The sequence below is a fragment of the Brevibacillus sp. Leaf182 genome, from assembly GCF_001423865.2.
GTDB lineage: Bacteria > Bacillota > Bacilli > Brevibacillales > Brevibacillaceae > Brevibacillus > Brevibacillus brevis_C.
In genome coordinates this window covers 1-13,580 of the sequence record NZ_LMPN02000019.1, presented here as the reverse complement: position 1 = coordinate 13,580, position 13,580 = coordinate 1, and the positions used below count along the sequence as shown (strand labels likewise).

General features: G+C 46.6%; 11 protein-coding genes. 9 read left to right on the top strand and 2 right to left on the bottom strand.

Features of this window, described 5'->3' with window-relative positions; all coding sequences use genetic code 11:
• The first annotated feature begins 1 nt into the window (after nt 1).
• The 7 genes from ASG16_RS09220 to ASG16_RS09190 all read left to right on the top strand — a co-directional run bounded on the left by ASG16_RS09220 (nt 2) and on the right by ASG16_RS09190 (nt 9,375).
• Nucleotides 2–1,117 (top strand): sensor histidine kinase, encoded by a 1,116-nt coding sequence (locus ASG16_RS09220; RefSeq protein ID WP_056495018.1) that lies wholly within the window; start codon nt 2–4, stop codon nt 1,115–1,117.
• A 118-nt stretch (nt 1,118–1,235) separates the two neighbouring features.
• Complete coding sequence (locus ASG16_RS09215; RefSeq protein WP_048031181.1) at nt 1,236–2,174, top strand: ABC transporter ATP-binding protein; 939 nt, start codon at nt 1,236–1,238, stop codon at nt 2,172–2,174.
• Nucleotides 2,175–2,189: 15 nt separating this feature from the next.
• Nucleotides 2,190–3,320 (top strand): ABC transporter permease, encoded by a 1,131-nt coding sequence (locus tag ASG16_RS09210; RefSeq protein ID WP_056495021.1) that lies wholly within the window; start codon nt 2,190–2,192, stop codon nt 3,318–3,320.
• The gene (locus ASG16_RS09205; RefSeq protein WP_056495024.1) at nt 3,317–4,465 is read left to right on the top strand and encodes an ABC transporter permease; all 1,149 of its coding nucleotides are present in this window, start codon (nt 3,317–3,319) and stop codon (nt 4,463–4,465) included. Before ASG16_RS09210 ends, ASG16_RS09205 begins: the two co-directional genes overlap by 4 nt.
• A gap of 70 nt (nt 4,466–4,535) precedes the next feature.
• A complete protein-coding gene (locus tag ASG16_RS09200) occupies nt 4,536–7,691 on the top strand; it encodes a hybrid sensor histidine kinase/response regulator (protein WP_056495027.1) in 3,156 nt (1,051 codons plus the stop codon).
• A 520-nt stretch (nt 7,692–8,211) separates the two neighbouring features.
• On the top strand, nt 8,212–8,829 hold the full coding sequence (locus ASG16_RS09195) for a TetR/AcrR family transcriptional regulator (RefSeq protein WP_056495035.1): 618 nt from the start codon (nt 8,212–8,214) through the stop codon (nt 8,827–8,829).
• 12 nt (nt 8,830–8,841) lie between these two features.
• Nucleotides 8,842–9,375 carry a GNAT family N-acetyltransferase gene (locus ASG16_RS09190; RefSeq protein ID WP_056495036.1) on the top strand — a complete coding sequence of 178 codons (534 nt, stop codon included), beginning with the start codon at nt 8,842–8,844 and terminating at the stop codon, nt 9,373–9,375.
• 57 nt (nt 9,376–9,432) lie between these two features.
• Here the strand turns inward: ASG16_RS09190 and ASG16_RS09185 are convergent, their stop codons facing one another.
• The gene (locus ASG16_RS09185) at nt 9,433–11,187 is read right to left on the bottom strand and encodes a DUF4179 domain-containing protein (protein WP_056495039.1); all 1,755 of its coding nucleotides are present in this window, start codon (nt 11,185–11,187) and stop codon (nt 9,433–9,435) included.
• A complete protein-coding gene (locus ASG16_RS09180) occupies nt 11,184–11,741 on the bottom strand; it encodes an RNA polymerase sigma factor (RefSeq protein WP_056495041.1) in 558 nt (185 codons plus the stop codon). The genes ASG16_RS09185 and ASG16_RS09180 overlap by 4 nt, the downstream gene beginning before the upstream one ends.
• Before the next feature lie 340 nt (nt 11,742–12,081).
• Here ASG16_RS09180 and ASG16_RS09175 point away from each other — a divergent pair, with 340 nt between their 5' ends.
• Both ASG16_RS09175 and ASG16_RS09170 read left to right on the top strand, forming a co-directional pair.
• Nucleotides 12,082–12,831 carry a metallophosphoesterase family protein gene (locus ASG16_RS09175; RefSeq protein WP_056495048.1) on the top strand — a complete coding sequence of 250 codons (750 nt, stop codon included), beginning with the start codon at nt 12,082–12,084 and terminating at the stop codon, nt 12,829–12,831.
• A 77-nt stretch (nt 12,832–12,908) separates the two neighbouring features.
• The gene (locus tag ASG16_RS09170; protein ID WP_056495051.1) at nt 12,909–13,508 is read left to right on the top strand and encodes a pentapeptide repeat-containing protein; all 600 of its coding nucleotides are present in this window, start codon (nt 12,909–12,911) and stop codon (nt 13,506–13,508) included.
• Nucleotides 13,509–13,580 lie beyond the last annotated feature (72 nt).

The following is a 13,580-nucleotide window of genomic DNA, read 5'->3' as shown; positions in this document are numbered from 1 at the left end:
GATGGAATTATGGACAATGGCTAATAAGGCAGTGGTGCTTGGGTTTATCATCGTGACTTCTTTTCTTGCTCATCCGACGTCTGAAGTTGACCCGTGGCAAATTCTTGTGTACTTGTTGTATTTGGCTATTAATCTCACTATTCTCATCTTGAAAAAGAGGAATCATCAGCAATGGTTTGTTGGGCTATCCATCCTGTTCGTGATAGCGAGTGGACTCATACTTGACCCGTTGTTTGTACTTCTCTTGCCGATCAATATTTTGGAGCTAGCATTCTTGGCTGATAAGCAGCCGGTGGTCGTATTTATATGTATGCTGTTGCCATTTTTCATCGTGCCACCTGAATGGGTGCCCTTGTTTCTATTTACGGCTTTGCTTAGCTTTTTTCTGTATAGATGCGGCAGTATGTTGACAGATAAGCTCGGCAGGCTGGAGGCTGAACGGGAGAAGCAGAAAGAGGATTTATACAGATTGACTCGCACCTTAAACGAAAATCATGAGTATTTCCGACAGTCAGCCTATACCATTCAACTAGAGGAGCGCAATCGCCTCTCCCAACAAATTCATGACGATGTAGGGCATGCGGTTGCAGGTGCGCTGATACAAATGGAAGCGTCGCGACTGCTGATGGCGACTGATCAGGACAAGGCATCCGAGCTGCTCCGCAATGCGATCGCAATATCGAAGGAAGGGCTGGAGCGAATTAGGGTGACACTCAAGGATGTGAAGCCACGACCGGAGGAGCTGGGAATCAATCGACTTCGGCTATTTGTCGATGAGCTGTCTGCGAGAGAGACAGTGTCAGCCACGCTTACTTTTGACGGGGACATTGACGTCATTACACCGATTCAGTGGAAAATCATCCAGCAAAATGCGACGGAAGCGGTCACGAATGCACTTAAATATGCGAAGGCGACAGTGATTTCCCTAGAGGTACGGGTACTGAATACATTCATTAAAGCAGTGGTTACAGACAATGGGGCGGGTGCAGAAAAGGTTGTAAAAGGGCTTGGCATTCTCGGGATGGAGGAGAGAGCTGCTTCCGCTGGTGGAACGGTGATTGTAGACGGTACGCGAGGCTTTAGCGTGACCACACTGCTGCCTTATCGCAACGAATGAAAAAGATCATGAGAAACAACATGAGAATTCTCATATGCCAAGGGATGAACTTATGCACTGACATAGGGGCATCCTTTTTTATTACAATGCAGACATAACCACGAAGGGAGTGAGTTACGTGAGTCATGTATTGGAAATTCGTCAGTTAACGAAAAAATTCGGTGATTTCGTCGCCGTCGACAATATGTCCTTGAACGTGCGTGAAGGAGAAATCTTTGGTTTCCTGGGGGCCAACGGAGCGGGAAAGAGCACAACGATCAACATGATCGCCTCTCTGTTGCGCGTAACAAAGGGTGAGATTACCCTGCTGGGAAAAAACATTGAGAAACACAGCAAATTCGCCAAAATGAACATCGGTATCGTACCACAAGATATCGCCATCTACGAGGATATGACTGCCTATGAAAACGTGAGGTTTTTTGCTGGCTTGTATGGACTGCGTGGATCACTGTTGCGCGAACGGACGGAAGAGGCGCTTGAATTCGTAGGTCTCGGTGACAAAGCTACTAGCTTTCCCAAAAACTTCTCTGGCGGTATGAAGCGTCGGTTAAATATCGCTTGTGCCATTGCCCATCGACCAAAGCTGATCATCATGGACGAACCTACTGTCGGGATTGACCCTCATTCGCGCAATTATATCCTGAATTCGGTGCGCAAGCTCAACGACATGGGCTGCACGATCATTTATACGAGCCATTACATGGAGGAAGTCGAAGAAATCTGCACCCGCATTGCCATCGTTGATCATGGAAAAGTCATCGCGGAAGGATCGAAGGAGGAGCTAAAAGCGATTATTACCGACGCGAAGGAAATCTGGATTGGCGTCAGGGCAGATGAACCGTTAAACCTCGAAGGTATTAAGGCGATTCCTGGTGTGAATGCGGTGCTTCAAGAAGAGAATACGATCAAAATCGTATCGAAAACGGAGATCAACAACCTGAACCGGATCATTCAACAATTCATCAAGGATCAGGTAGAAATTCGCTCCGTTGAAGAGCAAGCGCCGAATCTGGAGACTGTGTTCTTGACCTTAACCGGTCGAAACTTGCGAGACTAGAGGAGGGGCTTTGCCATGAATATATGGAATATCGCTGTAATAGAAATCAAGTCCAGCCTTCGCGAAAAGAGAACGTTCATGTTTATGCTAGCACTTCCCATCATCCTGATGCTGATATTAGGTTCCGCCCTTTCCAATGCATTCGACGATACGAGGACCGTAGGAGACATGCGCTTGCTGTATAAAAGCAACGGGACGAATGAGCAAATGTCTACGGCGTGGAACTCGTTTATCAAAGCATTGGGTGATAAAGGAGTGGAGGTCGCTCAAGAGGGTTCAGGCATGAACGGGCAGGAGGAAGTACGCTCGGATCGCTATACGGGGTACGCAGTCGTCAGTGATGGGGGGATTGAGTTTTATGGAAGCAGCAAGAATGCGATAGGAAGTAATATCCTTGCGGGGATGCTAACCGTTTTTGCAGATCGGTACTCGCTCGCATCCGCAGCTTATCAGATAGATCCCGAATCTGCTTCGGCAATAGTCAAGGGTACCGGACAGCGTGATGATTTTATTCGTGAAACGACCTTGAATCCAAATAAAAAACCGGGGGCAATCGACTATTACGCGATTGCGATGACGACCATGATTGGGCTCTATTCGATGTATTCTGCGAGTTATTTGTTCACCAAGGAGCGAACGAACAAAACGTCCACACGATTAATGGCAGCACCTGTCAGCAAAGGTGCCGTTTTTACCGGAAAAATGATCGGCAGTACGCTCGTCAATCTGTTTTTCGTGCTCGTCGTGGTCTTAGTCAGCAAAATCGTGTTCCAAGCAGATTGGGGCAACCACTACGGAATGGTTATCCTCGTGCTTTTGACAGAGGTGTTGCTCGCGGTAAGCTTGGGTCTGGGGATTAGCTTTCTTTTTAAAGGTGAAGGGGTAAGGGCTATCAACAATATTTTTACGCAAGTCGCCTCCTTTGTAGGTGGTGCCTATTTTCCCGTTGATCAATCAACCGGTTTCTTCAGCCTTTTGGCCAAATTCTCTCCCCTTCACTGGGCGAATACAGGTCTGATGCAAATCATCTACACAGACAATCCGAGAGGCGCATGGTTTGCGATTGCGATGAATGTGAGCATTGCCACGGCGTTCATCATCATTTCTGTTATCACGATGCGCAGAAGGGAGGGGTCTTTTGTATGAATGAAATGCTATGGCTCATTCGGAAAACGCTGATGGAGACGTTTCGCAGCAAAAAAAGCTGGTTCACGTACTTGGGTTTGCCGATTCTAGGTGTTCTGCTGTCTCTCACCCTTTACAGCAATGCAGGCAGCGACAAGATCCATGTCGGAATCATCAATCAAGATGGGGACCAGGTGATCACGCAGGACACGATCCGGTTTCTCGAGAGATTGGAATCTATCAAGGTCACAGTCATCGACGAACAAATGATGCGTGAACAAATCGTTTCTGGTGAGCTGGATAGCGGAATTGTTTTCGAGTCAGGGTATGCTGCTAGTGTTCGAAAAGGGGCGCCAGCACACTTGAATATTGTATCAGTAAAAGGTGAACAGGTTACAGCCTACATGAAGGCCATGCTGCACAGTTATATTGGCAATCTTGCCGCGATTGGAAAAGCGACACAAACGGATGAGGCGAAGTTCACGAAGCTGTATACGGCATACCACGAGCAAAGCTACAAGCTCAATACGGTAACACTGCAAGACACCTCGAACGTGACGCGTATGACGAATCAATCGATTGGTTTCCTCATTATGTTCATGATGTTTTCAGCGGTGAACATGTCGGAGATCATTTTAAAAGAAAAAGAGAATCGCACCTTTTTGCGACTCCTTTCTTCGCCGATGTCGGCCAGATCCTATGTTTTCTCGAATATTATCGTCAGCATGTTTATTTTGCTGCTGCAAATCATCGTAACCTTACTCCTCATGAAAAACGTCTTCGGCATAGATGCAGGCGTCTCGTATGGTCAAATGATGCTGCCGTTGTTCGTGTTTGCGCTGGGGGCAATCGCACTTTCTCTGATGACTGTTGCCTTTGCGAAGAGCAGAGCAGGTGCCGGAGCGATTTCCAACCTGATCATTGTACCGACGTGCCTTCTGGCTGGCTGCTTCTTTCCAATGGAAATCATGCCGGACACCGTGCGCAAAATTTCAACATTCTTGCCTCAGCATTGGTTGCTCGATACGGTGAATAAGCTTCAACAAGGATACAGCCTGGGGAGCTTGTATTTGAACATGGCCATTTTGCTCGCATTCGCAACGGTTTTTGCCTTGATCGCCATCTATCGGTTTGGGCGGAATAACGATAGTAGACAGTTTGTGTGAGAAAAATAGGACGAGGTGAACTGTAATTTGACAAGGGATAATTCGAATCGTGTCGAAAGATGATCTTACTATGATAAAGCAAAGCAACCTTAATCGGAGTCATTCAAAAGCACTCATAAGTAAGCATCTTGTGATTCTTCTCTTGTTTTTAGCATTTCTACTAGGTCTTCGGGCGTTCTGGTTTTCGTTTCATGCGTTTCCAGAGCATCCGTCTGTGGTTCAAGGGGTTCTTGATATGCGCGGGTGGGACTTTGAAAATTCCCCGTCCATTTCACTGGATGGGGAATGGGAGTTTTACCCTGATTCTTTGATTACGCATGAGGAGTTTAAGCAATCTTCGAATTACGAACGCAAATACGTTCAAGTGCCTGGCAATTGGAGCAGCGCTTTTTCCAGGGACTCTCCGTCATCGTATGGCTATGGAACATACCGTTTACGGATCTTGGTCGATCAACCGCTAAATCAGCCATATACCTTATGGGTTCCGCAAGTGGAGGCATCTGCTACCGTAGAGGTTAACGGAGAGATATCAGCCAGAGTCGGAGTGCCCGCGACAACAGCGGAAGAGTACACGCCGCAGAAGGCATCCTTCACGGTTACATACATTGCAGGTGATGCAAAGGTCATTGAAGTGCTTGTCCGAACGGCCAACTTTCATAATCCAATTGAAGGGGGCATCGTCAGATCGATTTACTTCGGGTCGCAGGCCGCAATTGACACCGAACGTTGGTATTCTATCGGCTTTCAGATGACAACCTTCCTCATCTTGTTGCTACATGGCTTGTATGCCGGTATCCTGTATGTATTGAATGCACGTTACAAAGAGTTTCTCGTGTTTCTGCTGTTGCTGTCCTGCGTGGGGATAAAGACTGTGTCTGATTATGACAATCTGCTGTTACTTTGGCTCCCGATCGATTATACATGGTCGATCAAGGTAGACGTGCTCGCCTACATATGGCAGCCTCTGCTGATGATATTATTGGTCAGGAGTCTATCTGATCAGGAAGAGAAAGAATATTCCAAGCCGTTCAGGGCATATTTTTTCGTGCTCAGTCTTTATTCGGCAGTCATCGTACTTGGAACGGCACAATGGGTGTATATATTAGCTGGAACGCCATTTTTAGTCATTATTTATTTCGGCCCGTTGTTGCTGTTTATTTTCAAAATCAGCCGCATGCTCATGCAAAACAAGCATGACGCTGTGTTTTTGCTCATTGCTGCAACGAGTATTTTTTCGAATGTCATATGGTCCGCAATCATGGAATATCAAGTCATTGATATCAAGTACGTGTTTTATCCGCTTGATCTGGTTGCTGCTCTTGTCAGCTTTTCTGCCTATTGGTTTAAGCGATTCTTTCGCAATGCAGAGGAAAAGGCAAAGCTAACGGAGCAATTGAAAGAAGCGGACAAGCTCAAAGACCAGTTTCTCGCCCATACCTCACACGAGCTGAGGACGCCATTGCACGGCATCATGAATATCGCCCAGACTGTCGTCAACAATGAAAAGCATGCCATGAGTGGTCGCAGCACACAGGATATGGAGCTCTTAATCACGATCAGCCGCAGAATGGCGCATTTACTGGACGATTTGCTAGATGTCGTGCGATTGCAGGACAAGCATATCGTGTTGCAGAAGAAGCCGTTGCAAATTCAATCGGTAGTTTCCGGCATCATCAGCATGCTCACCTATATGGTAGAGGGCAAGCCTGTTCAACTGAAAATGGACGTACCGGAATCCATCCCGCCAATCTTGGCAGATGAGAAGCGGCTAGTCCAGATTCTGTTCAATCTTGTTCACAATGCACTGAAATTCACGGAAGAAGGATCGGTCATCGTTTCTGCTGAGATCGTGGACGGACAGGTGACGATCTATGTATCCGATACAGGAATCGGGATGGATGAGCATACCAGGGCACGTATATTTTTGCCGTATGAACAGGGAGCACAAGCAACGAATGATGGAGGAGGAATCGGCCTCGGTCTTGCTATTTGTACACAGTTGGTAGAGCTGCATGATAGCGAGCTGAGAGTCGTCTCTGAACCGGGCAAAGGCTCGGTATTTAGCTTCTGGCTGCCCGTGGTTAGTACAGATCAGATGAAAGCAGCAGAGAACCAATATGTGGAGCAGATAGATAAGAACAATCAAGTGATGGCTACCAAGCAGATAGGGCATAGTGAAGCTCCAGATATATTGGCTTTCCAGCAAACGGCTGCGCATGCATCTGTTGACAGAAAGGCGAACATATTAGCGATCGATGACGACCCGGTTAACCTAAGGGTGCTGGATCGAATGCTCTCATCCTCGCATTACCAAATCACCACGTGTACATCGCCAAGAGACGCACTCGATCTGCTTTTTACAGAGCAGTGGGATTTGCTTATCATCGATGTCATGATGCCGCATATGTCGGGCTACGAGCTGACGCAAAAGGTCAGGGAGCATTTCTCTGTTTCCGAGCTTCCGATCTTGCTATTAACGGCGCGCAGCCAGTCTGAGGATGTATACACCGGATATTTGTCTGGTGCGAATGACTATGTTTGCAAACCAGTCGATGGCATGGAGCTGAAATATCGCGTATGGTCTTTGACCACGCTCAAGCAAACAGTCGATGAACGACTTCGCATGGAGGCTGCCTACTTGCAGGCGCAAATTCACCCACACTTCTTGTTCAACACACTTAGCTCGATTATGGCATTGAGCGATATTGATACGGAGAAGATGCGTAAACTCGGGGATGCGTTTACCGCCTTCTTGCATATCAGCTTTGACTTTTTGAATACAGGAAAACAAGTTGCACTCTCCCATGAGCTGGAGCTCGTCCAAGCCTATCTTTACATTGAAAAGGAACGATTTGGCGAGCGGATACAGATCGTGTGGGAGGTCGAGCCTGATATCGATCTTCTCATCCCGCCATTAACCATTCAGCCGCTGGTTGAGAATGCAATCAACCATGGTCTTTTTACCCGAATAGAGGGAGGAACTCTCCATATCCGCATCGTCCGGCAAAAGAACGCCACTCTTTTTGAGGTGAAGGATGACGGTATCGGGATGGAGGAAGCGACTGTGCGGCAAATTCTTGATTTGTCGAAGAAGGAAAGAGGCGGAATCGGAGTGTCCAACACGAATCGGAGACTGACGCAAATGTACGGGAAGGGCTTGCGCATCACGAGTAAGCTGGGTGAAGGAACGACGGTGTCGTTTGTTATACCGGATCGGACGCAATAGAACAGGTTTGTTATTTTAGCACCCTGGATCACTGTTACTGGTGAAGCAGGGTGCTTTCTCGCGTTTCCTATACCTCGGAACGCCGTTTACCCTCCCCTACATTCATAAGAATTACAGGCGTTACAGTCATAGTCACCATAGCGATTCCCATAGATGGCACATCTAGCACAAAGGTAACAACAATTAGCTCCACTCGGATCATTTGGATTCAGCCGCTCACATTCTTCTCGAAGACGATTGGCTAGGTCTCTGCGATAATCCTGATAAGTGCCATATTGTATCAAGCGTCCGTTGACTTTCCTGAATCCCTTCGATTTTTTTCTTTTCAAGAAGGCCCCATCCTTTCATGACAATCTAACACAGGATATGCCATGGTTTTTCCAATGATTGGATATGTGGCTATTCTCGTTGAAAGAAATTATGAGAGATTGAAAAACGACATAAATGTCGTTTATAATGTTCTCACCAACAAAAACGACATCTATGTATATTTTGTTCAAAGGAGGTTGACCCAAACCCGATGGCCCCAAAAGTAAGCGACGAATACAAAACCAAAAAGAAAATCGAACTGCTACAAGCGGCTAAACGTGTGTTCATCTCAAAAGGCTATACACGGGCTACCATGCAAGACGTCATGGACGAGGCTGGTGTATCGCGGGGAGCCTTGTACGCTTACTTCGACAACCTGGAGCACTTATATTTGGAGCTGTTGCAATTCGAGGATCAACAGGATGTACAGTTTTTTACACCAATTGCTGGCGAAACGTCTTGGAATCAAATCACCAAATGGGTCTACAAACAGCAGGTTGAGATCGAGAAAATCGAACAAACACTGTCCCAAGCCAACTCAGAGTTTTTCCTGTCACTGAAAGACCAGCAAAAGCAACAGACCTATCCATACGTCACGACTCGCTATGAAAAAATGGTCGATGTGTTGACAGCTTTCTTCGCGCATGGGACAGCGACAGGTGAGTTCAAGCCACAGCTACCACCTGAGGCGATTGCTCGCTATCTCATCACGGTTATCGATGGACTGATGCTGGATACCGCGCATTTGGGCGCAGAGAAAACGAAGGTGCCCGCGCAGATGGAAGCACTGTTGTTTTCATTGAGAGCGATGCTGGGACCGGTTCAATAAGGAGGGGGAAGAATGCTGTTTCAATCAGAGAGAATCTATCTGAGAAAAATGACGGGGGAGGATGTGGACGTCTACCACACGTGGAGAAATGACGTGGAAGTCATGCGGACAACAAGTCCGTCTATGGACGTCTTTACCCGGGACGATACGAACGGGTTTGTGAATCAGGTCATCCTGCATGCAAGCTCCTCGAAGAGCTACATAATCGTAGACAGCCAAACCAATCGACCGATCGGGATTACTTCGCTCATTCAAATCGACCTGAAAAACCGCCATGCGGAATGCATCATTGATATTGGAGAGAAGGAATACTGGGGAAAAGGGTATGGAGGAGAAGCGCTGAAGCTACTGCTGGATTATGCTTTTTTGGAAATGAATCTGCATCGGGTATCGCTTCGCGTCTTTTCCTTTAACGAAAAAGCCATAAAGCTGTATGAAAGGCTCGGATTCAAGCAGGAGGGGATCTCGCGGCAGTTTTTGTTTCGAGAGGGAAAATGGCATGATCTCGTGCACATGGGGATTTTGCAGCAGGAATACATCTCGTAAAAAGAAAGGCTGGCGGTACGAAGGGTACCATCAGCCTTTTGTGTATGAGTGTGTCTCTTATTTTTCGGCGTAAATCGGTACTTCCCACTCTACATTTTTGTGTTCAACCATTCGTTTCTCGGAAGTAATAATCAGTTGCTTAGGCAGGGCTGTGAGGTTTTCTAAGAAGATCGTACCTCCAAAAATCGCCCGGCCATTTTCATACTCAGTTTTATCGATTAAGTAGTCGGGGTCTTCGTATTTTTTCCCGGTCTCATCTGTAATGGTCCAGTATTGATAGGGACCCATAGCGGCAGTATCTGGAGAGAGAGTTGCCTCGAATGTCAGGTGGTAGCCTTCCAATTTCGTGGTAGTCCCATCGTCGTTCACGCGGTGATGACCGTCATAGCCTTTAAAATCAACGACTGCGTTTGGATCCTTTTGATATTTTTTGAAAGTAAACTGATCTCCCTGGTCATCCGCTGTGAGGACTTCTTTCTTCTCGAGGCGATTGGCGTCCAACTTCGCGTTAAGCGTAGCGGTTTCCTCTGTATAGACAGACCCGAGCTTGAAGGTAAGGCTTTGGCTTGCGTCGATTGGTTGGAAGTAGTGGAAGTCTCTTGTTCCATTTTCAGTAGAGCGGCTGTGATCCCATTTCAAATACGGGATGACATTGTTTTGTTTGCTGGCTTCACGGATGACAGCCTTGGAATCCCAAGCGGCGACGACTGTGCCCTTTTCATTGACTAACACGTAGCTGTATTCTTTTCGCTGGTTATCCGTAGTCGAGCGATCTATGACCATTTCCACCCCACTTGGTGCAAACGTCATCTGTTTTACGTCCAGCTTGAGTCCTTGCGGAGTCGTGTATGTTTTGTTGATTTCATGTGTCTTCGTTGCGGCCTTTGCCTTTTTCATGTCAACAGGTACGGACAACCTCCAGTTACCTTTGATGTCGTCCAATTGTTTAAGGTTGAACTCTACAATCAGCTCGTCCGGAATTTCACTGATATCATCAAAGTAGCTGCGCAGATCACGATCCAAGGACATGTAACCAGTATCTACATTCATAACATTGTGCCAATCTTCATTTGGTTTGCGAGTGTCTTCATTTGCAGACGATTCAACAGGTTTCAGTACGTTCCCTTGTTTGTCTTTGATTGTAATGACTTGCTCCTTGTTATCTCTTCTGATCATTTCGGTCAAAAAACTGTCCATCGGTTTGCCATTCTTGTCTTTTACAATAGCAGCTATGCTAATGCGCAGAGGATCAGCCATTACTTCCTTCACCTCAAAAGTGATACCTTGGTCGGTCGCACTTGCATTCACTGTTTGAGCGAAACCTTTTTTGGCTGCTTGCTCAATACCAGGGTCTCCGGACTTTTGAAGAATACTATTACTTACAGGTGCTACAGGATCAGCCTTACCAATCGGGCTGTTCGTAAAAGCAGCCTGGACATAACTAGCAAAGGTCGGGGAGACGAGCATTCCTCCCGATACGACGATGGTTAATGCAGCGGCGGCAAGCGTCATTCTTTTCATGATTGTGATACTCCTTTGTTTCCACGCAGGTGGTTGGTGTGTAGGTGTAGCAGGGTTCAATACTCTCACGGGATGAGGGGAGAGCATCTGAATAATCTTTTGATCCATATTTGCTGAGAGGGAGTTTTCCCACATCGTTTCTTCTGTTTGGTACAGCTCATCGATCCATTGCTCCAGTTGGTGCTGGCAGTGTGTGCAATGATCGAAATGACTTTCGACATTTCGTTTGTTCACTGGTGATAAACGATCTTCCATGTAGGCGATCAGCTGTCTTTGCGTAAGGCAATTCAAAGCGGGGTACCCCCTTTTTTCTCTGGCTTGCTTAGCTGGTCTCGCAGCTTTTTCCTGGCATAGGAAAGGCGCATTCTCACGGTATCTACGGACAAAGATAGTTTGTTGCCGATCTCCCTGTAGCTTAAATGCTGGAGATAATGCAAATCGAGAATCGTCCTGTGGTTCTTGTCCAGTGTCATCATCTGCTGTCGCAAAGCATGACGCTGTTCTTTTTCCAGATAATCTTCCTCTGGGATCGGACATTCGTCCCTGACCTCGACATCCATCTCTGTTACGAAAGGCATCCGCTTTCGTTTCCGCAGCTCGTCAATCCCACGATTGATCGCGATTCGATACAGCCAGGCAGAGAAGGAGTAGTTGGGTTTATAATCTGGCAGACTGTAGTACGCCTTGATAAAAACCTCCTGCACCATGTCTTCGGCATCATGGGAGTGGTGGAGCGTGCGCCCAAGAATCGAAGCGATTTTTCCCTTGTATTTATTGACGATCAGAGCATAAGCCTCTTTATTTCCTTGAAGAACCTCCGCAATGACCTCTCGATCGTCCTGCATGTTTGTTACCTCCTTGCAAAAAGGTGCTGCGCAGCTTTCCTTTTTGTGAAAAACGTCTCGACGTTTTTCATGAAATGTAATCTGACCGATTGTGGTCAAACAAAACGGACGAAACCGTTTTGGTGTTCACTACTATAGACGATAAGGAGAGGGGACCCCTCTCAAACTTTTTTATGAAAATGGAAATTTGCACAGGAAGAGGATGCCCCTCTGTACGCAAAGAAGGGCATCCTCTTGATTTTCACGTTTGCTGCATTACAATAGGGAACAAGAAATTCACATAATTTTGCGGTAATACGATAAGAATATATGCTTTTAATTCGTAAAGGAGTAAACGAACTTGAACCCTATCAACCATACGATCGCGGTGATCTCCGACATTCACAGCAATGCTTATGCTTTGGAAGCAGTGCTGCACGACATTGATTCTCGCGGAATTGAAACCATTGTAAATTTAGGCGACACCTTATTTGGACCGCTTGATCCGCTCAAAACGGCAGAGCTCTTGATGGAGCGGCCTGGGATGGTACACATCATGGGTAATTGTGACAGATATTTACTGCAAGAGCAAATGGAGTCCATCACCTTCGAATACGTGAAGCCACTGTTGACAGAAGAAATGCTCAGCTGGATCGGGTCATTCGAAAAGCAATGGACGTTTGATGATCTCTTGTTTTGCCACGGCACACCTTTTGCTGATGATGTGTACCTATTGGAGAATGTCGCTCCATATGGAATCGAAGACAAAAGCGCAAATGCCTTAATGATCGAGCTGACCGGCATTCAGCAGCAGGTCATTTTTTGCGGACACTCTCATGTACCCAAATCCGTGTGGCTCCCAGATGGGAAGCTCGTAGTAAATCCGGGGAGTGTCGGGTTGCCAGCGTATTTTGAAGAAACGCCGTACCCGCATTCGATGGAATCGAAAACCCCGCATGCCAAGTACGTCACGGTAAAACCGCAAGGCGGCTCGTGGCTTGTGGAGCATGTATTGGTTCCATATGACTTCGAGAAGGCAGCGAGAAGAGCGGAAGAAAACGGACGCAGAGACTATGCGTATGCGATCCGAACGGGAAGAGCAGAGCTGTAGCATATCGAAGGAAAAATTACCGCAAGCTTTCCAACGAAAAGAAGTCATTTTGTTTATCGGATAAGGCAGGGGTTTTCATGAAGGACGATATCATCAAGCAATTAGATTTGCATCAACAATGGGCTGATTCGCTTGGGAAAGAGGGAGTGAGGTTCTTTGTGGATGAAGTAGACTTTCGCTTCATAGACGTAACGGAGTATCGTCTGGTCGAATCACGTCTGATCGCCAGTACTTTTGACGGGATGAATTTGAAGGACAAAGATTTTTATGCGGCACATTTGTATTCCTCTACCTTTCGATCTGCGAATTTGGAAAACGCTATCTTCATCAAAAGTGAAGCTTCTTATGCAGACTTTTCAAATGCTAATTTACAAAAGACAAACTTTGTCAAAAGCTCTTGCTTCGAAACGGTGTTCGCGCGAGCCGATTTGCGGAAGGCAAAATTAGTGAATGCTCTTTTTTATCAGGCAGATTTTAGAGAAGCCGATTTGCAGAATGCAGATATTCGTTATTCTTCATTTGAAGAAGTGCTGTTTAGAGGAGCGCAATTAAAAGGAGTAACCGGTTTAGAAGAAGCTACTATTAGAAGTATTAATATCGGTACCGTCGAGCAGCCAGATATTCTTACAGGAGAAGACGCGAGAAATTGGCTCATACAGCAAATCCATACCCCATGAAAAAAGGAAGAGGACAAGCGCCCTCTTCCTCAGACTGAAGAGAAACCCCCTTTTGGGGGATTTCTTTTTGGC

What these genes read in the sequence shown, in the direction of transcription:
- ASG16_RS09210 (WP_056495021.1), top strand. Translation starts at nt 2,190, where the DNA reads ATGAATATATGGAATATCGCTGTAATAGAAATCAAGTCCAGCCTTCGC.
- ASG16_RS09190 (WP_056495036.1), top strand. Translation starts at nt 8,842, where the DNA reads ATGCTGTTTCAATCAGAGAGAATCTATCTGAGAAAAATGACGGGGGAG.
- ASG16_RS09200 (WP_056495027.1), top strand. Translation starts at nt 4,536, where the DNA reads ATGATAAAGCAAAGCAACCTTAATCGGAGTCATTCAAAAGCACTCATA.
- ASG16_RS09170 (WP_056495051.1), top strand. Translation starts at nt 12,909, where the DNA reads ATGAAGGACGATATCATCAAGCAATTAGATTTGCATCAACAATGGGCT.
- ASG16_RS09205 (WP_056495024.1), top strand. Translation starts at nt 3,317, where the DNA reads ATGAATGAAATGCTATGGCTCATTCGGAAAACGCTGATGGAGACGTTT.
- ASG16_RS09180 (WP_056495041.1), bottom strand. Translation starts at nt 11,741, where the DNA reads ATGCAGGACGATCGAGAGGTCATTGCGGAGGTTCTTCAAGGAAATAAA.
- ASG16_RS09195 (WP_056495035.1), top strand. Translation starts at nt 8,212, where the DNA reads ATGGCCCCAAAAGTAAGCGACGAATACAAAACCAAAAAGAAAATCGAA.
- ASG16_RS09220 (WP_056495018.1), top strand. Translation starts at nt 2, where the DNA reads ATGGAATTATGGACAATGGCTAATAAGGCAGTGGTGCTTGGGTTTATC.